The organism is Streptomyces indicus (genome assembly GCF_900100315.1).
GTDB lineage: Bacteria > Actinomycetota > Actinomycetes > Streptomycetales > Streptomycetaceae > Streptomyces > Streptomyces indicus.
The window spans coordinates 306418-326675 of record NZ_FNFF01000005.1 but is presented as its reverse complement, the minus strand read 5'-3'; the positions used below and the strand labels follow the sequence as shown (position 1 = coordinate 326675).

The window sequence follows — 20258 nt, the reverse complement described above, 5'->3', positions numbered from 1 at the left end:
GTAGACCGTCGCGCCGAAAGTACTCCTGCCCGGGCCGACGAGTCTCATCCCTGTGGGATTCGCGGCAGGCCCGCCGCCGCACTCACCCTGCGGCGGCGGGCACCGGGAAGATCATGCAACTGCTGGTCGCGTGCGCCAGCACACGGTCGCCCTCGTCCACCAACTGGGCCTGGGCGAGCGCCGTTTGGCGGCCGCGGCTGATGATCGTGCCGATGGCGCGGATCCGGCCCGTGTCCGAGGTGATGCGCTTCAGGAACTTCACCGACAGGTCGAGTGACGTATAGCCCATGCCCGGCGGGAGCGTGGACTGCACAGCACAGCCCGCCGCCGAGTCGAGGAGGGTGGCGTAGACGCCGCCGTGCACACTGCCGATCGGGTTGTAGTGCTCCTCGCCCGGGGTCATCGAGAACACGGCCCTGCCCTCCGCCACCTCGTCCAGCGTGAAGTCGAGGGTGGCCGAGATCGGGGCCGCGGGCAGCTGTCGCTTCTGCACGGAGCGCAGGAATTCCAGGCCGGAGGCGGTGCCCACCGCGGCGGCGGTGATCGAGGGGTCGTCCCATTCATAGGTGCGTACGCGTCCCATGTGCTGCATCCCTCCGGCTGACTTCGTCAGCTGAAGCTAGCCCAGTGTTCCACTGGCTGTCAAAGGTGAAGCCAGCCTCTAGGGTGGAGGCATGGAGTTCCTCGAGACGAGTACGGAGAACTGTCCCGTCCAGCGCACACTCGAACTGGTCGGGGAGAAATGGACGCTCCTGGTCGTCCGGGATGCCGCCAACGGGGTGCGGCGCTTCGACGATTTCCGCCGGCACATCGGCCTTTCGGAGGCCGTCCTGAGCGACCGGCTGCGCAAGCTGACCGCAGCCGGGATCCTGCGGGCCGTCCCCTACCAGGAGCCGGGAAGCCGCACGCGCAACGAGTACCGGATGACCCGCAAGGGCTGGGATCTGTGGCCCGTACTCGTCGCGCTGAAGCAGTGGGGCGACACCCACGCCCCCGACCCCGAGGGCCCCGTCCTCGATGTGCACCATGCCGAGTGCGGGGCCCCGGTGCGCGTGGTCGTCGAGTGCTCGGCCGAGCACGAGGCCCTCGATCCGACGCAGGTGATCGCGCGCCCCGGGCCCGGGGCGCGGCGCCGTGCTACCCCAGCGCGGGAATCTCGATAGCCGGGCACCGGTTCATCACCATCTCCAGACCGGCCGCCCGCGTCCGCTCGTACGCCGCCTCGTCGATCACGCCCAGCTGGAACCAGACCGCCTTCGCGCCCTTCGCGACGGCCTCGTCCGCCACCGCGCCCGCCAGGTCGCTGTTGACGAACACGTCCACCACGTCGACGTCGAAGGGGATGGCGTCGAGGGACGGGTAGCCCTGCTCGCCGTGGACCGTCTCGGCCTTGGGGTGCACCGGCACGACGCGCTTGCCGAACTGCTGCAGCACCCGCGCGACCCCGTACGCCGCACGCTCCTGGTTGTTGGAGAGGCCCACGACGGCCCAGGTGTCGCCGGTCTCCGTGAGGATCTTGCGGATCGTTGCCTGGTCGGCGTACATGGACGGCTCCTCGCTGTCGCTGGTCATCGTCGTCGCTCGTCATCGCTCGCGATCACTCGTGTCTCGCGTATCGAACAGAACGTACGGCCCGGGGCGGGGATTCCCTCGCCGGCCGGGCCGCAGCGCATGTGTGCAGCGGAGAGCCAGGGGAGCCAGGGGAGAGTCAGGGGCGTTGCTGGAGTGCCGCCGTCACCGTGTCGTGGAAGCGGGTGTGGGCCTGTGCGCTCGGCGGGAGTTCCGGGTTCCACGGTGCGGTCCGTGCCGCGGCGGCGACCTCGGGCGGCAGGGCTGCCGCGTGCGCCCGGACATCGACGAGGAGCAGGTCCGCTCCGAGTGCCGTGGCCTGGGCCCAGGGCACCGTGGCCCAGTTCGCGCCCGGGCCTTCGCCGGGCTCCACCAGCTGCACGCCGAGTTCCGAGAGGGTGCTCAGGTCGGGCCAGGTGTGCGGGCGGGCCAGGTACGCCGTCTGCTCGTCCGCGGGGGAGAGGGCGAGCACGCGCAGGCGGGGCGCGGCCTGCGCCGCCAGCCTCAACCGCTCGCGTGCCGCGACGAGTTCGGCCTCCGCGTCGGGATCCGGGCCCGCACCCAGCGCGCCGGCGAGCGCGTCGAAGCTGGCCCGGACCTCGGCCAGGGACCGGCCTCGGCTGACGTCGAGGGCGATCACCGGGACGTGCTCCTCCAGATGCTTGGCGGTCTCGGGCGCGATCCCGTACGGCTGGCCGCCGCCGTAGGTCACGGTCACCACGAGGTCCGGGTCCGCCGCGAGCAGCGCGTCCAGTTCGAGCTCGTCGCCGGCTCCGTAATAGGGGAGTCCGGCCAGTGGCAGCTCGCCGGCCTTCGCGGGGTCGGGTGCGGCCGGGTCGTCGTGGTCCGAGCCGAAGATCCCGGCGGGCCGCAGACCGTGATCCCACAGGGCGGCACCCGCCTGGATGTAGGCGACCACGGTCTGCGGGCGGTGCAGGGCGACGACGAGATGCCCGCGGTCGTCCGTGTACTCCCAGGGCCCGGGTAAGGGGGCGGATGAGCGTGCGGATTGGGATGTCATGCGTCCTCCATCTATTCGGGGGTACCTGCCCAGGCCCGTCACGGGCCAAGCCTGGGACCGGGCCGGGCGCGGAGCCGAGCGCGGATCCGCCGCGGAGGCCGGTCCGGTCTGCGCATACGCTGATCGGATGCAGGACGAGTACCGCACCGTGGCCCACGAGGGCGTGCACGAGACCGAGGTCAACCGCTCCCGTTTTCTGTGCGCCCTGGCCCCGGCGGCCTCCGAGCAGGAGGCGCAGGAGTTCATCGCCAGGATCCGCAAGGAGCACCCCACCGCGACCCACAACTGCTGGGCGTACGTCATCGGCGCCGACGGCGGGGTGCAGAAGGCGAGCGACGACGGGGAGCCGGGCGGCACCGCCGGCCTGCCGATGCTGCAGATGCTCACGCGGCGCGACATGCGGTACGTCGTGGCGGTGGTCACGCGCTATTACGGCGGAGTGAAGCTCGGCGCCGGCGGGCTGATCCGTGCGTACGGGGGAGCGGTGGGCGAGGCGCTCGACGCGCTGGGCACGATCACCAAACGCCGCTACCGCCTGGCCACCGTGACCGTCGACCACCAGCGCGCGGGCAAACTGCAGAACGACCTGCGGGCCGCCGGCCACGAAGTGCGCGACATGCAGTACGGAGAGGCCGTCACGCTCGAGATCGGCCTGCCGGACGCCGAGGTCGAGACCTTCCGCGGCTGGCTCGCGGACGCGACGGCGGGAACGGCCCGGCTCGAGCTGGGAGCGGAGGCGTACGGGTCGGCGGAGTGACGCGCGATGCCACGGGGGCGGTTCGGGCGGAGTGATACGCGGCCTCACGGGCGAGCCGGCCGTGGGGCCACGTGCCGCGCGACCTCACGGCCGGCTCGGCCGGTCAGTCGCGGTCGGCCTCCGGCACGAAGAAGCTGTCGTGGTCGACGAGGAACCGCTGGAACTCCTCGCCGCCGCGCTGCGCCATCTCCGCCACCTGCTCGAAGTACGCCTCGCGGGGAGCACCCGGCGAGAACAGCAGCAGCATCGAGGACGGGTCGTCCGAGTCGTTGCGGAAGGCGTGCAGCCCGCCGACGGGCACGTACAGGAAGTCGCCCTGACGCGCGGTGACCCACTCCTCGCCGTTGAAGAGGCCCACTTCGCCGGACAGCACGAAGAAGGACTCCGAGATCGAACGGTGGAAGTGCGTCTTCGGGCCGGGCGCCTTGGGGCCCAAGTCCACCTTGTACAGGCCGAATTCGCCGCCGGTCGTGGCGTGCGTGGCGAGATAGTGCGTGCGGTTGCCGCCCTTGCCGACCAGCTCCGGCTCGTGGTCGGCCCCCCGGAACACGGCGTTGACCTCGCCCTTTTCGCCGAGGTAGCGGGGCTCGGGGTAGGACATGTGCTTCTCCTCGCAGAGGGTGGGTGTCGCGCACCTGACAGCTTGATCGACCCTAGTCGAGAGGAGCTGCCGTGCCGGGGCTTTTCGCGGGTGCCCGAGGAAGCCGACCCGCCGGCACGGACAGGGCACGACCCGAAGAGACAGGGCACGACCCGAAGAGACAGGACGCGACAGGACGTGACCGGATCGCCGTCTGATGGAGCCGATACACGGGGAGCCGCCCGGGTTGTCCGACCCGCCCGTTAGTCTCGGGGATCATGAGGCTGCTGCACACATCCGACTGGCACCTGGGGCGGGCATTCCATCGCGTGAGTCTGCTCGACGCCCAGGCCGCGTTCATCGACCACCTCGTCGCCGTCGTGCGCGAGCAGCGGGTCGACGCGGTCGCCGTGGCCGGGGATGTGTACGACAGGGCGGTGCCGCCGCTGTCCGCCGTGGAGTTGTTCGACGACGCGCTGCACCGGCTCGCCGACCTCGGCGTACCGGTCGTGATGATCTCCGGGAACCATGACTCGGCCCGCCGGCTCGGCGTCGGCGCGGGGCTCATCGGCCGGGCCGGCATCCACCTGCGCACCGCACCGGCCGAGTGCGGCACCCCCGTGGTGCTCTCCGACGAGCATGGCGATGTGGCCTTCTACGGGCTCCCCTATCTCGAACCGGCCCTGGTCAAGGACGAGTTCAAGGTGGACAAGCCCGCGCACGAGACGGTGCTCGCCGCCGCGATGGACCGGGTTCGGGAGGATATGTCCGTACGGGGTGAGGGCACCCGGTCCGTCGTCCTCGCGCATGCCTTCGTGACCGGAGGCGAGCCGAGCGACAGCGAGCGGGACATCACGGTCGGCGGGGTCCAGTCCGTGCCGGCCGGGGTGTTCGACGGCGTGGACTATGTGGCGCTCGGTCATCTGCACGGCTGCCAGACCCTCACGGAGCGGGTGCGCTACTCGGGCTCCCCGCTCGCCTACTCCTTCTCCGAGCAGCACCACCGCAAGACCATGTGGCTGATCGACCTCGGTCCGGACGGGGCGGTCGAGGCCGAGCGGATCGACTGCCCGGTGCCCCGCCCGCTGGCCCGGATCGAGGGGCGGCTCGAAGAGCTGCTCGCGGATCCCGGGCTCGACCGTGTGACGGAGCACTGGGTGGAGGCCACGCTCACCGATCCCGTACGGCCTGCCGAGCCGATGGCGCAGCTCGCCGAGCGCTTCCCGCACGTGCTCAACCTGGTGTTCGCGCCCGAACGCGCGCCGGGCGATCCCCAGGTGTCCTACGCGCAGCGGCTCAAGGACCGCAGTGACGAGGAGGTCGCCGAGGACTTCGTCGCGCACGTGCGCGGTACGGGTCCCGACGGGGCCGAACAGGCCGTGCTGCGGGCCGCGTTCGACGCCGTGCGCGTGGACGACACCGTGCGTGAGGTGGCCCGATGAGACTGCACCGGATGACCCTCACGGCCTTCGGCCCCTTCGGCGGCACCCAGGAGGTCGACTTCGACGCCCTGTCGGAGGCGGGTCTCTTCCTGCTGCACGGACCGACCGGAGCGGGCAAGACCTCCGTACTCGACGCCGTCTGCTACGCGCTGTACGGGTCGGTGCCCGGGGCCCGGCAGAGCGCGGGGGCCACCTTGCGCAGCGACCATGCGGCCGCGGGGGCGCGCACCGAAGTCGTGCTCGAACTGACGGTGGGCGGACGCCATTTGGAGATCGGGCGGCAGCCTCCGTGGGAGCGCCCGAAGAAGCGCGGCACCGGCACCACCATGGAGAAGGCCCAGTCCTGGCTGCGCGAGTACGACGCACGGGCGGGCGGCTGGAAGGACCTCAGCCGCTCCCACCAGGAGATCGGCGAGGAGGTCGGACAGCTCCTCAGCATGAGCAAGGAGCAGTTCTGCCAGGTGGTGCTGCTGCCGCAGGGCGACTTCGCGCGCTTCCTGCGGGCCGACGCGGAAGCACGCGGCAAACTGCTCGGCCGGCTCTTCGACACCCGGCGCTTCGCCGCCGTCGAGCAGCATCTGGCCGAACAGCGGCGCGGCGCCGAAGCCCAGGTGAAGGCGGCCGACGCGAGCCTGCTCGCCCTCGCGCAGCGCATGGGCCAGGCGGCCGGCCGGACCTGCGAACTGCCGCTCCCCGAGCTCGCCGCCGGCGAACCCGGCCTGGCGGAAGGCGTGTTGACGTGGGCCGCATGTGCGCGCTCCGCCGCGCGGGAAGTGCTCGCGGTGACCCGTGCGGCCCAGGACGCGGCCCAGCTGGCGCGGGCCGGTGCGCAGCAGCGGCTCGAGAGCGTACGGGAGACGCACCGCCTCCAGCGCCGCCACGCCGAGGCGCACGCGCGTGCCGGGCGCCTCGCCGAGCGCGCCGAGGAACACCGTGCCGACCAGGAGCGGATGGAGCGGGCCCGCAAGGCGGAGTCCGTGGCTCCCGCCCTGTCCCTGCGGGCCGCCGCCTCCGCCGAGCAGCAGCGGACCGCGGCGGCCGAGAGCCGCGCGCGGCAGCTGCTGCCCGAGACCTTCGCCGGGGCCGAGGCCGCCGCCCTCGCGGCCGCCGCGCGCAAGGCCCACGAGGAGCTCGGGTCACTGGCCGCCGCCCGCCGCGCCGAACAGCGGCTCGGCGAACTGTCCCGCGAGCGGGCCGAGTTGGAGCGCGAGGAGCGCGCCGACGAGGAGGCACTGCAGGACGCCTCCGCTTGGCTGGCCGACTGGGACGCCGTACGGCATGACCATCAGGCGCGCATCGACGCGGCGCAGGAGGCCGCCGCCCGTGCGGGGCAGCTGGAGGGCCGGATCGGTCCGGCACGCGAGCAGCTGGACGCGGCGCGGCGCCGCGACGCGCTCACCGCCTCGGTCGCCGAGGCGGAGCTGGAAGCGCTCGACGCGGCCCGGCACGCGGGCGACGCGCGCGAACACTGGCTGAACCTCAAGGAGCAGCGGCTGCTCACCATCGCGGCCGAACTCGCCGCGCAGCTGACCGACGGCGCACCCTGCGCGGTGTGCGGGTCCGTCGAGCATCCTGCCCCCGCCCGTAAGAGCGAGGGGCATGTCGACCGCCAGGCCGAGGAGGCCGCGCTGGCCGCGTACCAGCGCGCCGACCAGGCACGCACCCAAGCCGAAAGCGCCCTCGCCTCCGTCCGTGCGGCCCTCGACGCCGTCACCGCGACGGCCGGCGACGCAACCGCGGGTGAACTGGCCTCCGGACTGGGGGACTTGGAGCGCACCTACGACGAGGTCCGCGCGCTCGCGTCCACGCTGCACGCCGCACGGGAAGCCTTCGCGCGCGACGAGCAGGAGTACGAGCGGCGCGTCACCGCCCGCCAGGAAGCCGGGACCCGCGCCGCCTCGCGCACCTCGCGGCGCGAAAGCCTCGCGCGGGAACAGGCCGCGCTCCAGGAGGAGTTGGACCGAGCCCGCGGCCACGCCGCCACCGTGGCGGACCGGGCCCGGCAGCTGGAGCGGCAGGCCGAGCTGCTCACCGACGCCGCCGAGGCCTCCCGGGCCGCGCAGGAAGCGGCCGAGCGACTCAAGGAGGCCGACGGCCGGCTCGCCGAGGCCGCCTACCGGGCCGGCTTCGAGACCCCGCAGGCCGCGGCGGCCGCGGCCCTGGACGAAGCGGCCCACCGCACCCTGCAGCACCGCCTCGACTCCTGGCAGCAGGAGGACCTCGCCGTACGGGCCGTCCTCGCCGAACCCGACACACAGGCCGCGGCCGAGCTCCCGCCGGCCGACCTCGCCACGGCCGAGCAGGCCGCCGAGCGCGCCGAGCAGACCCTGCGGCACACGCTCAGCGTCCGGTCGGCCGCCGAGGACCGGTGCAAGGAGCTCGACCGGCTCTCGCGCCAGGCCGCCGCCGAGGCTCGCCAACTGGCGCCGCTGCGCGAGGAGTACGAGCGCGTCGCCCGTCTCGCCACCCTCGCGGCGGGCACCTCCGCGGACAACGAGCGCAAGATGCGTCTGGAGTCGTATGTCCTCGCGGCCCGTCTCGAACAGGTCGCGGCCGCCGCGAGCATGCGGCTGCAGCGCATGTCCGCGGGCCGCTACACCCTCGTCCACTCCGACGACCGCGCGGGCCGCGGCGCCCGCAGCGGCCTCGGACTGCACGTCATCGACGCCTGGACCGGCCGCGAACGGGACACCGCGACGCTCTCCGGCGGCGAGACCTTCTTCGCCTCCCTCGCGCTCGCCCTCGGCCTCGCCGACGTCGTCACGGACGAAGCGGGCGGCGTCCGGCTCGACACCCTGTTCATCGACGAGGGCTTCGGCAGCCTCGACGACCAGACCCTCGACGAGGTGCTCGACGTCCTCGACTCCCTGCGCGAACGCGACCGCAGCGTCGGCATCGTCAGCCATGTCGCCGACCTGCGGCGGCGCATCCACGCCCAGCTGGAAGTGGTCAAGGGGCGCGCGGGCTCGGTGGTGCGGCAGCGCGGCGTGCAGGCCTGAGGCAGCACGTCCCCGGCGGCACGCGTACGCCCTGGCAGCTCGGGTACTCGTGGGCCGCGCCGCCTGGAGCAAGGGACGCGGCGGCGCGCACCCATCCGAGGGAGGGAAGCCACCATGCCCACAGGCAGCGAAACCGGAGGCGTCACCGGCACCAAGGACAAGGACTACAACCTGGTCTGGTACGTCGAGTCCTGCTTGAACAACGCGCTGCGCCTGGAGACCTACATCCAGGACGCGGAGCGCGAGAAGGACGAAGCGGTCGTCGAGCTGTTCCGCAAGGCGCAGGCCGACAGCCGCAAGGGCGCCGAAATGGGCAAGCGGCTGCTGCGCGAGCGGCTGGCCGGCTGAACAGGTGCGGCGCGAGGGCGGGCCCGTCGCATGGCGGGCCCGCCCTGCGTTCGGCCGCCGCGCGCTCAGCGGCTGATGGCCCGGCGCGGCAGCGGCGAGGAGTACACGACGCTCGTCGTGACCGACCCCAGAGCGCCGATCTTCCCGGAGACCTCTTCGAGATGGCTCATCGAGCGCGCCGCGACCTTCAGGACGAAGCAGTCGTCGCCCGTCACATGGTGGGCCTCGAGGATCTCCGGGGTCACCTCCAGCAGGTCGTGGAACGGTTTGTAGTTTCCGTTCGGATACCGCAGGCGTACGAACGCCAGGATCGGAAGCCCCAGTTGCTCCGGGACGACCACGGCGGTGTACCCCTTGATCACGCCCGCCTCCTCGAGGCGTCGCACCCGCTCGGTCACCGCGCTCGACGACATGGAGACGGTGCGGGCGAGCTCCGCGAAACTGGCGCGGCCGTCGCGCTGCAGGGCGTCGAGGATGAGCCAGTCGGTGGCGTCTGGGGAATAGCCGGTCATGACCGAGGAATAGCAGGCCAATCCCCGGCGGATCAAGGGGTACGCCGGGGAATCTCCCTGTTCTCCGCATGATCACCGGCCGTAGATTGTTGGGCATGACGACAGCACAGACCACCGTGACCAGCGACAACCCCGTTCTGCGGGTGCCCCCGGCCGCTCCGGCCGCGGCCGCCGCCTACTTCGCCGCCTCGCTCGCCTTCCACGCCGACGTCTCCGATGTCGCGGCCGCCCTGGCCGCCGACGGCGACCCCGGCTTCGTGGTGATCGACACGCGCTCCACCGCCTCCTGGGACCAGGGCCACATCCCCGGTGCGGTCCACCTGCCGACCGCCCTCATCCCGGAGCAGGCCGAGCAGCTGCTCGACAGGTCCGTCCCGGTGGTCACGTACTGCTGGGGCCCCGGCTGCAACGGCGCGACCCGCGCGGCCCTCGCCCTCGCCCAACTCGGCTTCCGGGTCAAGGAGATGCTCGGCGGCTTCGAGTACTGGGCCAGGGAAGGGTTCGCGTACGAGACCTGGGAGGGCTCGACCCGCCGGGACGCCGACCCGCTGACCGCACCCCTCGAGGGCGACTGCGGCTGCTGAGGCGGCCGGGGCGCGGACGGATCGGCCCGGCACGCGAAGGCTCGCGTGGGACAGGAGCGCGAGCCGCCCCACCCGCCGCAAGGCCGGACTCATGGCCCAGGCGAACCGACCGCAAGAACTAATGGCTTGAGGCGAGCCGACCGCGGCGCCATCATGATCCGTCATGCCCCGACTTCCGCACCCCACCCCCGAACAGCTCCGCCGTGACCCGCTCCCGCTGCGCGGCCGCACCGCCCTGGTGACGGGCGCGAGCCGGCGCGGTGGCATCGGTTTCGCCGTCGCGCGCCGGCTCGCCGCGTACGGAGCGAGCGTCTATCTGCACCACCACGTCCCGCATGACGACGCCATGCCCTGGGGCGGCGACCGGCCGGAATCCGTGGCCGCGGCCGTACGGGAGGTGCGCGGCGACCCCGACGCCGAGGTCGTCCACGGCCCGGGCGATCTGTCCGACCCGGCGGCCCCGGCGCAGCTGATCGAGACCGCGGCCGAGGCGCTCGGCGGACGGCTCGACATCCTCGTCGCCAACCACGCGCTGAGCGGCGACGACGGCCCGCTGCACGAGATCGACAGCACGATACTCGACCGTCACTGGGCCATCGACACGCGCTCCGTCATCCTCCTCGTCCAGGCCTACGCCCGGCACCGCGCCGGCCTGCCTGAACGTGCCCGCGGCGGGCGGGTGATGATGATGACCTCCGGCCAGGACATCGGCGGAGGGATGCCGCACGAGGTGGCGTACGCCCTGCAGAAGGGCGCCCTCGCCTCCGCCACCCGCACCCTCGCCACGGCACTGGGCGAGCAGCTCGTCACCGTGAACACCGTCAACCCCGGCCCGGTGGACACCGATTACCTCACGGGCGAGGTCTACGACCGCATCGCCTCGATGTTCCCCGCAGGACGCTGGGGGATGCCCGACGACCCCGCACGGCTCATCGCGTGGCTGGCCACCGACGAGGCCGAGTGGATCACGGGCAATGTCATCGACTCGGAGGGCGGCTTCCAGCGCTGATCCCGGACGGGACCGGTGCGGGTCCGCACGCAGCCGAGGGCGGCGGCGGCCGCGCGGGCTCCGGGGGCGCCGCCACGCGAACGGCGCCCCCGGACCCGTACCGCTCACAGCCGCGAAAGCTCCTCCACCAGGTCGTCCAGACCCAGCGAACCCTGCGACAGCGCCGCCATGTGCCAGGCCTTCGCGTCGAACGAATCCCCGTGTGCACGGCGGGCGTTCTCGCGGCCGAGCAGCCAGGCGCGCTCACCCAGCTTGTAGCCGATGGCCTGGCCCGGCGTGGACAGATAGCGGATCAGCTCGCTCTCCACGAAGTCCGCGGGCCGGCTGGAGTGGCTCGCGAAGAACTCGTGCGCCAACTCCGCAGTCCAGCGCTCACCCGGGTGGAACGGCGAGTCCGCCGGGATCTCGAGCTCCAGGTGCATGCCGATGTCGATGATCACGCGGATCGCCCGCATCATCTGCGCGTCGAGATAGCCGAGCCGCTCCTCGGCGTCCCGCAGGAAGCCCAGCTCGTCCATCAGCCGCTCCGCATACAGCGCCCAGCCCTCGGCGTTGGCGCTCACCATGCCGACCGAGGCCTGGTAGCGCGAGAGCGTGTCGGCGACGTGCACCCACTGCGCGAGCTGCAGATGGTGGCCCGGGACGCCCTCGTGGTACCAGGTCGACACCAGGTCGTAGACCGGGAAGCGGGTCTGGCCCATGGTCGGCAGCCAGGTGCGGCCCGGGCGCGAGAAGTCCTCCGAGGGCGAGGTGTAGTACGGGGCCGCGGCGCCGCCGGGCGGGGCGATCCGGGACTCCACCTTCCGTACCCGCTCGGCGAGTTCGAAGTGGGTGCCGTCCAGCGCCTCGATCGCCTCGTCCATCACCTGCTGCAGCCACGCGCGCACCTCCTCGACGCCCTCGATGTGCCGGCCGTGCTCGTCGAGGTGCGCGAGCGCCACCCACGGCGTCTCGGCGCCGGGCAGGATCTTCTCGGCCTCGACGCGCATCTCGCCGAGGATCCGGTGGAACTCCGCCCAGCCGTACGCGTAGGCCTCGTCGAGATCCAGATCCGTACCGTTGAAGTAGCGCGACCACCGGGCGTACCGCTCCCGGCCGACGGTGTCGGACGCGTCCGCGACCGCCGGCGCGTAGACCTCGCGCAGCCAGTCGCGCAGCTCCACCACGGCGGCCGTCGCGAGGCGGCCCGCCTCGTCGAGCTCCGGCCGCAGCGAGGCGGGCGCCGGGTCGGTGAACTCCTCGAACCAGCCCCGCTCCTGCCCCGCCCACTCGGTGAGCTGCCCGATGAACGTGGCCGTCGCGCGCGGACCGCCGTACATCTTCTTCTCCAGGCCGAGCGCGAGCGTCTCGCGGTACCCGGCGAGCGCCGCCGGCAGCGCCCGCAGCCGGGCGCCGACCGCGCGCCAGTCCTCCTCCGTGTCCACCGGCATCAGCGCGAACACGTCGTGCACTTCCTGCGCCGGCGACATGATGTTGCTGAGCGCGCACAGCGGTTCGTCCGCCTCGATCACCGCGAGCTGCGCCGTCAGGCGCTCGCGCAGCAGCCGCGCGCAGCGCCGCTCGTGCTCGCTCTCCGCGCCCGGGCCCTGCTCGGCGGCGTCGAGCCGGCGCAGGGTGGTGCGCGCGAGCTCGGCGAGCTGCCGGGTGCCTTCCGGCGACAGGTCGGGGAGCCGGGTGGCACTGCCGGGGTCGCCGAGATAGGTGCCGGTGATCGGGTCGAGGGCGATCAGGTCGTCGACATAGGCGTCGGCGACCTGACGGGGGAGAAGACTGCGCGTGGTGTCTGGCATGTGGACAATCTTGGTACGAGGAGCCGCCCGCCGTCACCGGATTCAGCTCTCGGCTTTCCGGCTGGACCAGGGCAACTTCCGCTCCTAGTACGCGAAAGCGACGCATCGTCCGACACGGACACCGGACACCGGACGCCGCACACCGGACACGTCCTGCGGGCAAGCGACCCGCCGTACCCACGGCGCCCAGAAGCTCAGCCGGCCGCCGGCGGCAGCAGCGGCCCGCAGTCCCACTGCTGGAAGATCAGCCGGGTCTCCACCCGCGCCACCTCGCGCCGCGCGGTGAACTCGTCCAGCACGAGCCGCTGCAGATCCGCGGTGTCGCGCACCGCCACATGCACCAAGTAGTCGTCGGGGCCGGTCAGATGGAACACGGCACGCGACTCGGGCAGCGCCCGGATCCGGTCCACGAACGGGCCGACCAGCTCCCGCCGGTGCGGCCGCACCTGGACCATGAGCAGCGCCTGCAGCCCGCGCCCCAGCTTCGCCGGATCCAGGCGCAGCTGGTGCCCGAGGATCACGCCGGCCCGGCGCAGCCGCGCCACCCGGTCCAGGCAGGTGGAGGCGGCCACGCCCACCTCGGCCGCGAGGTCGCGGTAGGTGGTCCGTGCGTCGTTCTGGAGCAGACGCAGAATGTCCAGATCGACCGGGTCCAGTACGACGGAATCGCTCACCGGCCGAACGTAGCACGGGATCTCGCGGCGCATCCCGGTGCGCTGTTCAGAATCCGTGCATGGCTACCGACGACCTCAGCGCCGCACCCCGGGCGCTCGCCACCGAAGCCGTGCACGCCGGCCGCGAGGACCTCGCCGGGCTCGGACTGCACGCCCCGCCGCTCGACCTGTCGACCACCTACCCGTCGTACGACAGCCGCGAGGAAGCCGCCCGGATCGACGCGTTCGCCGCGACCGGAGCGCTCGACGACGGCCCGCCCGTCTACGCGCGGCTGAGCAATCCGACCGTCGCCCGCTTCGAGACCGCCCTCGCCAAGCTCGAAGGCACCGAGAGCGCCGTCTCCTTCGCCAGCGGGATGGCCGCCCTGACCGCTGTGCTCCTGGTGCGCGCGAGCCTGGGCCTGCGCCACGTCGTGGCCGTCCGTCCGCTGTACGGCTGCAGCGACCATCTCCTGAACGCCGGGCTGCTCGGCACCGAGGTCACCTGGGTGGACCCGGCCGGCATCGCCGACGCGATCCGCCCCGACACCGGCTTGGTGCTCGTCGAGTCGCCGGCCAACCCGAACCTGCGCGAACTCGACCTGCGCGCCATCGCCCACTCCTGCGGCTCGGTGCCGCTGCTCGCCGACAACACCTTCGCCACCCCCGTGCTCCAGCGGCCCGTCGAGAGCGGTGCGCGGCTCGTGCTGCACAGCGCGACCAAGTACCTCGGCGGGCACGGCGACGTGATGGGCGGGATCGTGGCCTGCGACGAGGAGTTCGCGCGCAAGCTGCGCCAGGTGCGTTTCACGACGGGCGGTGTGCTGCATCCGTTCGCCGGTTATCTGCTGCTGCGCGGCCTGGCCACGCTGCCCGTCCGGATGCGGGCCGCCTCCGCGTCCGCCGCAGATCTCGCCGCGCGTCTGGCCGCCGACCCGCGGGTGAGCGCCGTGCACTACCCGCGGATCGGCGGCGCAATGGTCGCCTTCGAGACCGTGGGCGACCCGCACGAGGTGATCGCCTCCGTACGGCTGATCACCCCGGCGGTCAGCCTCGGCAGCGTCGACACGCTCATCCAGCACCCGGCGTCCATCAGCCACCGCATCGTGGACGCCGGGGACCGTCGGTCCTCGGGGGTGAGCGACCGGCTCCTGCGGATGTCGGTCGGTCTGGAGGACATCGAGGACCTGTGGGCCGACCTGGACCGTGCGCTCAGTGGGTCCCGGGCTCCTGAGGAGCGGGCCGGACGGCGTACGGACGCGGTGAGCTGACCGGCACCGCGGCGAGGCGGGCCGTGATCACCAGCGTGCCCTCCTCGATCTGGTAGTCCAGCGGCAGACCCAGGCCGCGCATCGCCGCCACCATCCCGGTGTTGGCGGCCCGGGTCACCGCGTACACACTCGCGCAGCCGGCCTCCACGGCCATCTCGACCAGCCGCTCCAGGAGTTCGGTGCCGATGCCGCGGCGCTGCCAGGCGTCCTCGACGAGCAGCGCCACCTCGGTCTCGTCCCCGTCCCAGAGCAGATGGCCGAGGCCGACGAGCCGGCCCGATGCTGTCTGGACGGCGAGGGTGCGGCCGTGGCGCGGTCCGAGCAGATGGTTCAGATACGAGTCCACGTCACCGACCGGGCCGTGGTAGCGCAGCCGCAGCGTCTCCGGCGAGCAGCGCTCGTGCATCGCCTTCGCCGCGTCCAGGTCGGCGATATCGGCACGGCGCACCGTGATCGCGTTGCCCTCCGGCAGCGTGAGCACGTCCTGGGCGCGCGGGATCCGTGGCCCGAGCCGTGCGTCGAGCTCCACGAGGGCCCGGGCGCGGGCGAACTCGGTGGGCGTGAACGGCAGATAGGGCCGCTCCACGACGATCTCCCCGCCCTCCCCGTCCCGCAGCCGCATCACACAGTCGTCGACCCGGCCCTCGACGGGGGCGTTCTGCGCCGCGCGGGCGCGTGACGCGGCCGGTACGGAGCGGATGGTGCAGCGGCCGAGCAACTGGCGCAGTGCGAGCGGGAGTTCCGCGGCGTCCAGGGCGGTACGGGTGGCCAGGCCCAGGACCCGCGTCGGCGCGTCCACGAGATCGTGGGCGTCGGCCCGCTCGATCCACGTGCCCGAGCCGCCGGCCGCCGCCACGGCGCGGGTGACCTCGGCGCTGGGCAGCTGCTGCGGGGTGCGCAGCAGGAACTCGTCCACCGTGCCCCGGGCGAGCGGATGGGTCTGAAGGCTCAGGATGTCCACGCGCAGGCCGGCGAGCGCGGCGCACAGCGCGGCCAGGGACCCCGGTTCGTCGCGCACGGTGGTGCGCATCCGCCACAGGGCGGTCGGTGTCTCCAGGGGTGCGGCCCCGGAGCCGGCCGCGGCGGTGGTCCCAGGGGCAGCCGCGAGGGCCGCGGCTGTGGCGCCCGTCGTCACGGGCGGTGGCGGCGACGGTGGTGCATGGCTATGTCGTCGTGCCCACCATGTGTGGAACCCGGCCGTGGCGAGCAGTGCGACGGCCGAGGCGATCAGCATCACGGGACCGCGCGGGCCCTTGACCACCGTCTTCGCGATGGTGTCGGCGACCGCCACGGCCGTGAACAGCGCGGCGAGTTCGACGACATCGCGGCGCCAATGGTGGCGTGTTGCGCGGCGCATACGCCCGGCGCGGCGCTTCCGGTCGGTCTCAGAGGTCACTTCCGTCATGGCAGCACTCTGGACGATCGGTGTTGCGTGATCACGAACGCTTTGTGACTGAGCGGTTAAGACGCCATCTGTCCTTTTTGCCGTCATGTTTCTTGCGGAACCCCACAGGAATCCAGCGGCTCCGGAACGGTCGTGATCGCGAGGTGCCGGAGGCCTCTGTGGCGACTGATGCGAGCTGATGTTCGTCGAATCCGGTCACGAATCGAACATCCGTGATCAGCCAGCAGTCGGACCGTGGCAAATTCCTCTGGATTATGCCAGTGGCTCTCGCGCCACCCTCCGTGCGTCATAGCCTCCTGGCCACGCAGGCACACAGCACCGCATGCGGTGCGCGGGAGGGGGCGATGGTGCCGGGGATCGATGTGACCTTGCTCGAGGCGATGAGTGTGCCCGGCGCGCGAGGGGCCACCATCGTCGACTGGACGTGCGGCTTCGCCCTGGACACGGCGGGCGAGGCGGCGCAGGGCGGGGTCGAATCGGCTGCCGGCGACACCGCCGAACTGGCCCGGATCGTCATGGAGTCGGCCGTGTTCACCGCCGGCCCCGAGGACTCCGGCGGACCGCCCGTCGAGGACGTCATCGTCACCACAGGCTCCACGTACCACCTCATACGCTTCGTGCCCGACGCCCTGGACGGCGCCGTGTTCCTGCACCTGTGGCTCGACCGCGACGCGGGCAATCTCGCGCTGGCCCGGCGCCGGCTCCAGTCCCTCGCCGAGGAGATGGCCCGGCCCTTCGCACCGCAGGGGTCGGGATGAGCCGCGTTGCGCCGCCGCCCGCCCTGCCGCTGCGCTCCTCGATGCTGCTGCGGCTGGCCGAGGAGCGCGCGGGCGGGGTGCTGCAACGCGAGACCGGGGCGTTATACCTGATCGACGGACAGGTGGTGCACGCCCACAGCGACACCGCGCCCGGGCTCGGCGACCTGCTCGTGGGCTGCGGCAAGGTGCCGTCCGCGCTCTGGGCGGATGCCCTGGACCGCGGCAACCGCGACAGCGGGCGCGCCGCCGAGCACCTGGTCAAGGACGGACAGCTCTCCGAGGGGACGCTCGAACTGTGCCGCCGCACCGCCCTGTTCGACGCGGCGTACTTCGCCCTCGCGCCGGGCGGCGGCCCCGCCCGCTTCCGGCACGGTGTGGTCGCGGACGACGGCCTGGCCCTCTCCGTCCCCGCCGGCCGGGTGCTCCGCGAGGCGATGCGCCGGCAAGGGCTCCTCGACGCCGTGTGGCCCGGGCCCGTGGTGGACGAGCAGCCGGTGAACCGCCGTACCGCGTGCCCGGACCGGCGGGTCCCGGCGCGCCAGCGGGCGCTGCTCGACCTCGTGGACGGCGCGCGCACCCCGGCCCAACTCGCCCGCGAGCTGGGCAGACCCGCCTTCCACGTGCTGCTCGACATACGCCGGCTCGCCGTGGCCGGGATGGTCGAACCGCCGGGCCCGCGCGCCCGGCAGCCGACCGCACCGAGCACCGAGGGCAGCGCGTCCGACGCCAGGGCGCGGGCACCGGACGTCTACGGCTTCACCACACCCGACATCGCTCTGCTGCAACGTGTCCGCGACGCCTTGGAGGCCCGTCTGTGACGCCGTACCTCCCCGAAGTGGCCGGGGCGCCCCCATGAGACGCATGAAGCGATGGCGAGCCGAGAGGAACCAGGCGATGGCGGCACAGGCCGAGTTGAACGGCGAGTTGGCGCGGTTGCGCGCCGCCGTGCCGCAGCTCACCGGGTCCCTCGTCGTCGGCATCGACGGCAAGGTGCTGGCCGAGGACTTCGGCGCGGCGGACGGCGGGCCGCGCGGCGCGCGCACCGCCGATGTGCTCGCGGCGGCCCAGCGGCTGTCCGCGGCGGCCGCGCTGGGCGGCGTACGCGAGTTCCTCGTCCGCGGCGACCAGGGCTGGCTGGCCGCGCACACCGCGGGCGACTCGGCCGTCCTGATGCTCGTGACCGAGGCCGGAACGAATGTCGGCCGGTTCCGCCTGGAGGCCGCATGGTCCGCCGCCCGGATCGCCGCGCTTCTCGCCGGGGCGCCCGAACAACTGGAGAAGACCACCTCATGAATCCCACCCCCCGTTCGCAGAACCGACGAAAAGGAAGTGCAGCTCCCATGATCAACACCGAGACGGCTCTCAAGGAAGCGATGACCGGCATAGAGGGCGCTCTCGGAGCGGCCCTGGTCGACTACGGCAGCGGCATGGCGCTCGGCACCCTGGGCGGAGGCAAGGACCTCGACCTGTCCGTCGCCGCGGCCGGCAACACGGATGTGGTGCGCGCCAAGGTGCGCACCATGGAGATGCTCGGGCTCAAGGACGAGATCGAGGACATCCTCATCACCCTCGGCGGCCAGTACCACCTCATCCGGCTGCTCAAGTCCCGCAACAACAGCGGGCTGTTCCTCTACCTCGCCCTGGACAAGCAGCGGGCCAACCTCGCCATGGCCCGCCACCAGCTGAAGCGCATCGAGAGCGAGCTGGACGTGTGACACGGCCGGGGGGGTGCCCCGCACCTGCGCGGCACCCCCCGACGTCACGTCGCCGAGGCTCCGTGCGTCACTGCCCCACGAGCCCCGGTTGCAGCACCTTCGTGAACAGCACGGCCCCCGTGTCCTCCCGCAGGCGCACCGTCAACTCCCCGCTGCCGCCGTCGATGTCCACCTCCCCGAAGTACTGGGGCGACTCGGCCGGCGACACGTTCGCCCGGGCCGGGGCCTTCACGAAGGACTGCTCGGGGCCGAAGGTCCCGTCCAGCTTCACCGCTGGGAAGCCGCCCGCCGCGAGCGGCCCCGACACGAACTCCCAGAACGGCGCGAAGTCCTTGAACGCGGCCCGCGACGGGTCGTAGTGCTGCGCCGAGGTGTAGTGGACATCCGCCGTGAGCCACAGCGTGCCGGTGATCCGCTGGTGCTTGATGTGGCGCAGGAGTTCGGCGATCTGCAGCTCACGGCCCAGCGGCGCACCCGGATCACCCTGCGCCACCGCCTCGTAGTTCACGGCGCCGTCCCCGACGACCAGGCCCAGCGGCATGTCCGAGGCGATCACCTTCCACACCGCGCGCGAACGCCCCAACTCCCGCTTCAGCCACGCCAGCTGCTCGGCGCCGAGGATGCCCACCGGGTCCTCGGTCTGCCGGTTCGGCGAGTTCTGATTGCGGTACGTCCGCATGTCGAGGACGAACACGTCCAGGAGCGGACCGTGCCGGACCACCCGGTGGACCCGCCCCTCGGTGCGCTGCCCGGACAGCGTGGAGATCGGGAAGTACTCGCCGAAGGCCTGCCGGGCCCGGGCCGCGAGCACGTCGACGTTCTTCTCCGTATAACGGGCGTCGTCCAGGATCTGCCCGGGGTACCAGTTGTTGCGCACCTCGTGGTCGTCCCACTGCACGATCGACGGGACCTGGGCGTTGAAGCGGCGCAGATTCTCGTCGAGCAGGTTGTAGCGGAACGTGCCGCGGAACTCGGCCAGCGTCTCGGCGACCTTGGCCTTCTCCTCCGTCATCACGTTCCGCCAGACCCGGCCGTCGGGCAGCGTCACCGTAGGCTGCAACGGCCCGTCCGCGTACACCGTGTCACCGCTGCACAGGAAGAAGTCGGGATCGCGCAGCCGCATCTGCTCGAAGACGCGGTAGCCGCCGAGCTCGGGGTTGATGCCCCAGCCCTGGCCCGCGATGTCCCCGGACCACACGAACCGCACGTCCTGGTGGCGCCGTTGGGGAGCGGTGCGGAACGTTCCGGCGACCGGCCGGCTCGTGCGCCGCGGGTCGTCGGGGTCCGCGAGCAGGACGCGGTAGTGGATCTGCTCGCCGGAGGGGAGGCCGTGCAGCCGCGTCGTCCCCGTGAAGTCCGTGCCGGGGCCCAGGAGCGGGCCGTGCCAGCGGCGGGTGCGGCGGAACGACGCGGTGGCGGAGGTCTCCACGATCATCCGGGCCGGCCGGTCGCTACGCACCCACACCAGGCCCGAGTGCGCGTCGATGTCCCCGGCCTGTACGCCCCATCCGGCGCTCGGCCGCCCGGACAGCGCGAGGGCGGGGGCGGAGCCGAGCGCGGGCAGGGCGAGCGCGGCGGACGCGGCGAGCGAGCCGCGGAGAACGGAGCGGCGGCCGGGAACGGGGCCTTGCTGACCCGTGGACATCGATGAGCCTCCTCGGACGGGACCGGCGGCGGTGCGGGACCAGACCTACTCGTGCGGCACTTCGGACACGCGAACCCCAAGTGAACAACTCCCGCACCCCGCAAGGGAACACGGCACGCTCCGGGCATCCGTTCCCACGGTGACACCGGGGTGCGCACGGGCTGACGTCCGTGGCCGGGTCCCCCTGCGGGCCTAGGCCT

The 20258-nt window shown here is 72.6% G+C and carries 21 protein-coding genes; 12 read left to right on the top strand and 9 right to left on the bottom strand.

The genetic code is table 11. The features are described 5' to 3' along the window. Window positions 1–82: 82 nt before the first annotated feature. A complete protein-coding gene (locus tag BLT97_RS16065) occupies window positions 83–583 on the bottom strand; it encodes a PaaI family thioesterase (RefSeq protein ID WP_093610596.1) in 501 nt (166 codons plus the stop codon). Between the two features lie 91 nt (window positions 584–674). On the opposite strand from BLT97_RS16065, the gene BLT97_RS16060 reads away from it, so the two are divergent. Beyond that, window positions 675–1163, top strand: coding sequence for a winged helix-turn-helix transcriptional regulator (locus BLT97_RS16060; protein WP_093610594.1), 489 nt, complete (start codon window positions 675–677; stop codon window positions 1161–1163). Here BLT97_RS16060 and BLT97_RS16055 read toward each other — a convergent pair. Both BLT97_RS16055 and BLT97_RS16050 read right to left on the bottom strand, forming a co-directional pair. Further along, window positions 1138–1545: a CoA-binding protein gene (locus BLT97_RS16055; protein WP_093610916.1), complete on the bottom strand. Its 408-nt coding sequence runs from the start codon at window positions 1543–1545 to the stop codon at window positions 1138–1140. The genes BLT97_RS16060 and BLT97_RS16055 overlap by 26 nt on opposite strands. A 163-nt stretch (window positions 1546–1708) precedes the next feature. After that, window positions 1709–2590 carry a substrate-binding domain-containing protein gene (locus BLT97_RS16050; protein WP_093610592.1) on the bottom strand — a complete coding sequence of 294 codons (882 nt, stop codon included), beginning with the start codon at window positions 2588–2590 and terminating at the stop codon, window positions 1709–1711. A gap of 127 nt (window positions 2591–2717) precedes the next feature. On the opposite strand from BLT97_RS16050, the gene BLT97_RS16045 reads away from it, so the two are divergent. Further along, the gene (locus BLT97_RS16045; RefSeq protein WP_093610590.1) at window positions 2718–3347 is read left to right on the top strand and encodes a YigZ family protein; all 630 of its coding nucleotides are present in this window, start codon (window positions 2718–2720) and stop codon (window positions 3345–3347) included. 103 nt (window positions 3348–3450) lie between these two features. Here BLT97_RS16045 and BLT97_RS16040 read toward each other — a convergent pair whose 3' ends face one another. Beyond that, on the bottom strand, window positions 3451–3948 hold the full coding sequence (locus tag BLT97_RS16040; RefSeq protein ID WP_093610588.1) for a cupin domain-containing protein: 498 nt from the start codon (window positions 3946–3948) through the stop codon (window positions 3451–3453). A 257-nt stretch (window positions 3949–4205) separates the two neighbouring features. Here BLT97_RS16040 and BLT97_RS16035 point away from each other — a divergent pair, with 257 nt between their 5' ends. The 3 genes from BLT97_RS16035 to BLT97_RS16025 all read left to right on the top strand — a co-directional run bounded on the left by BLT97_RS16035 (window position 4206) and on the right by BLT97_RS16025 (window position 8716). After that, window positions 4206–5369 carry an exonuclease SbcCD subunit D gene (locus BLT97_RS16035; RefSeq protein WP_093610586.1) on the top strand — a complete coding sequence of 388 codons (1164 nt, stop codon included), beginning with the start codon at window positions 4206–4208 and terminating at the stop codon, window positions 5367–5369. Further along, the gene (locus tag BLT97_RS16030; protein ID WP_093610584.1) at window positions 5366–8368 is read left to right on the top strand and encodes an AAA family ATPase; all 3003 of its coding nucleotides are present in this window, start codon (window positions 5366–5368) and stop codon (window positions 8366–8368) included. The genes BLT97_RS16035 and BLT97_RS16030 overlap by 4 nt, the downstream gene beginning before the upstream one ends. A 114-nt stretch (window positions 8369–8482) precedes the next feature. Continuing rightward, complete coding sequence (locus tag BLT97_RS16025) at window positions 8483–8716, top strand: hypothetical protein (protein ID WP_093610582.1); 234 nt, start codon at window positions 8483–8485, stop codon at window positions 8714–8716. 65 nt (window positions 8717–8781) lie between these two features. On the opposite strand, the gene BLT97_RS16020 is transcribed toward BLT97_RS16025, so the two are convergent. Continuing rightward, window positions 8782–9228 (bottom strand): Lrp/AsnC family transcriptional regulator, encoded by a 447-nt coding sequence (locus BLT97_RS16020; RefSeq protein WP_093610580.1) that lies wholly within the window; start codon window positions 9226–9228, stop codon window positions 8782–8784. Between the two features lie 95 nt (window positions 9229–9323). Between BLT97_RS16020 and BLT97_RS16015 the strand changes: the two genes are divergently transcribed. After that, window positions 9324–9812 (top strand): rhodanese-like domain-containing protein, encoded by a 489-nt coding sequence (locus tag BLT97_RS16015; RefSeq protein WP_093610578.1) that lies wholly within the window; start codon window positions 9324–9326, stop codon window positions 9810–9812. Window positions 9813–9975: 163 nt separating this feature from the next. Next, window positions 9976–10821, top strand: coding sequence for an SDR family oxidoreductase (locus BLT97_RS16010; RefSeq protein WP_093610576.1), 846 nt, complete (start codon window positions 9976–9978; stop codon window positions 10819–10821). A 104-nt stretch (window positions 10822–10925) separates the two neighbouring features. Here the strand turns inward: BLT97_RS16010 and BLT97_RS16005 are convergent, their stop codons facing one another. Further along, window positions 10926–12611 (bottom strand): DUF885 domain-containing protein, encoded by a 1686-nt coding sequence (locus BLT97_RS16005; RefSeq protein WP_093610574.1) that lies wholly within the window; start codon window positions 12609–12611, stop codon window positions 10926–10928. A gap of 194 nt (window positions 12612–12805) precedes the next feature. After that, a complete protein-coding gene (locus BLT97_RS16000) occupies window positions 12806–13285 on the bottom strand; it encodes an Lrp/AsnC family transcriptional regulator (protein WP_093610914.1) in 480 nt (159 codons plus the stop codon). A gap of 59 nt (window positions 13286–13344) precedes the next feature. Between BLT97_RS16000 and BLT97_RS15995 the strand changes: the two genes are divergently transcribed. Continuing rightward, entirely contained in the window at window positions 13345–14535 is a 1191-nt protein-coding gene (locus tag BLT97_RS15995; RefSeq protein ID WP_093610572.1) for a trans-sulfuration enzyme family protein, read from the top strand. Here BLT97_RS15995 and BLT97_RS15990 read toward each other — a convergent pair. Beyond that, the gene (locus BLT97_RS15990) at window positions 14477–15940 is read right to left on the bottom strand and encodes a GNAT family N-acetyltransferase (RefSeq protein WP_093610570.1); all 1464 of its coding nucleotides are present in this window, start codon (window positions 15938–15940) and stop codon (window positions 14477–14479) included. The genes BLT97_RS15995 and BLT97_RS15990 overlap by 59 nt on opposite strands. A gap of 347 nt (window positions 15941–16287) precedes the next feature. Between BLT97_RS15990 and BLT97_RS15985 the strand changes: the two genes are divergently transcribed. From BLT97_RS15985 to BLT97_RS15970, 4 genes are read left to right on the top strand one after another with little or no spacing between them, the layout of a single operon-like run. Then, window positions 16288–16698 (top strand): hypothetical protein, encoded by a 411-nt coding sequence (locus tag BLT97_RS15985; RefSeq protein WP_093610912.1) that lies wholly within the window; start codon window positions 16288–16290, stop codon window positions 16696–16698. Further along, window positions 16695–17516 (top strand): hypothetical protein, encoded by an 822-nt coding sequence (locus BLT97_RS15980; RefSeq protein WP_093610568.1) that lies wholly within the window; start codon window positions 16695–16697, stop codon window positions 17514–17516. The genes BLT97_RS15985 and BLT97_RS15980 overlap by 4 nt, the downstream gene beginning before the upstream one ends. 43 nt (window positions 17517–17559) lie before the next feature. Then, the gene (locus tag BLT97_RS15975; protein WP_245769350.1) at window positions 17560–17991 is read left to right on the top strand and encodes a roadblock/LC7 domain-containing protein; all 432 of its coding nucleotides are present in this window, start codon (window positions 17560–17562) and stop codon (window positions 17989–17991) included. A gap of 47 nt (window positions 17992–18038) precedes the next feature. After that, a complete protein-coding gene (locus BLT97_RS15970) occupies window positions 18039–18413 on the top strand; it encodes a hypothetical protein (protein ID WP_093610564.1) in 375 nt (124 codons plus the stop codon). 67 nt (window positions 18414–18480) lie between these two features. Here BLT97_RS15970 and BLT97_RS15965 read toward each other — a convergent pair whose 3' ends face one another. After that, the gene (locus BLT97_RS15965; RefSeq protein ID WP_093610562.1) at window positions 18481–20058 is read right to left on the bottom strand and encodes an alkaline phosphatase D family protein; all 1578 of its coding nucleotides are present in this window, start codon (window positions 20056–20058) and stop codon (window positions 18481–18483) included. Window positions 20059–20258: the final 200 nt, after the last annotated feature.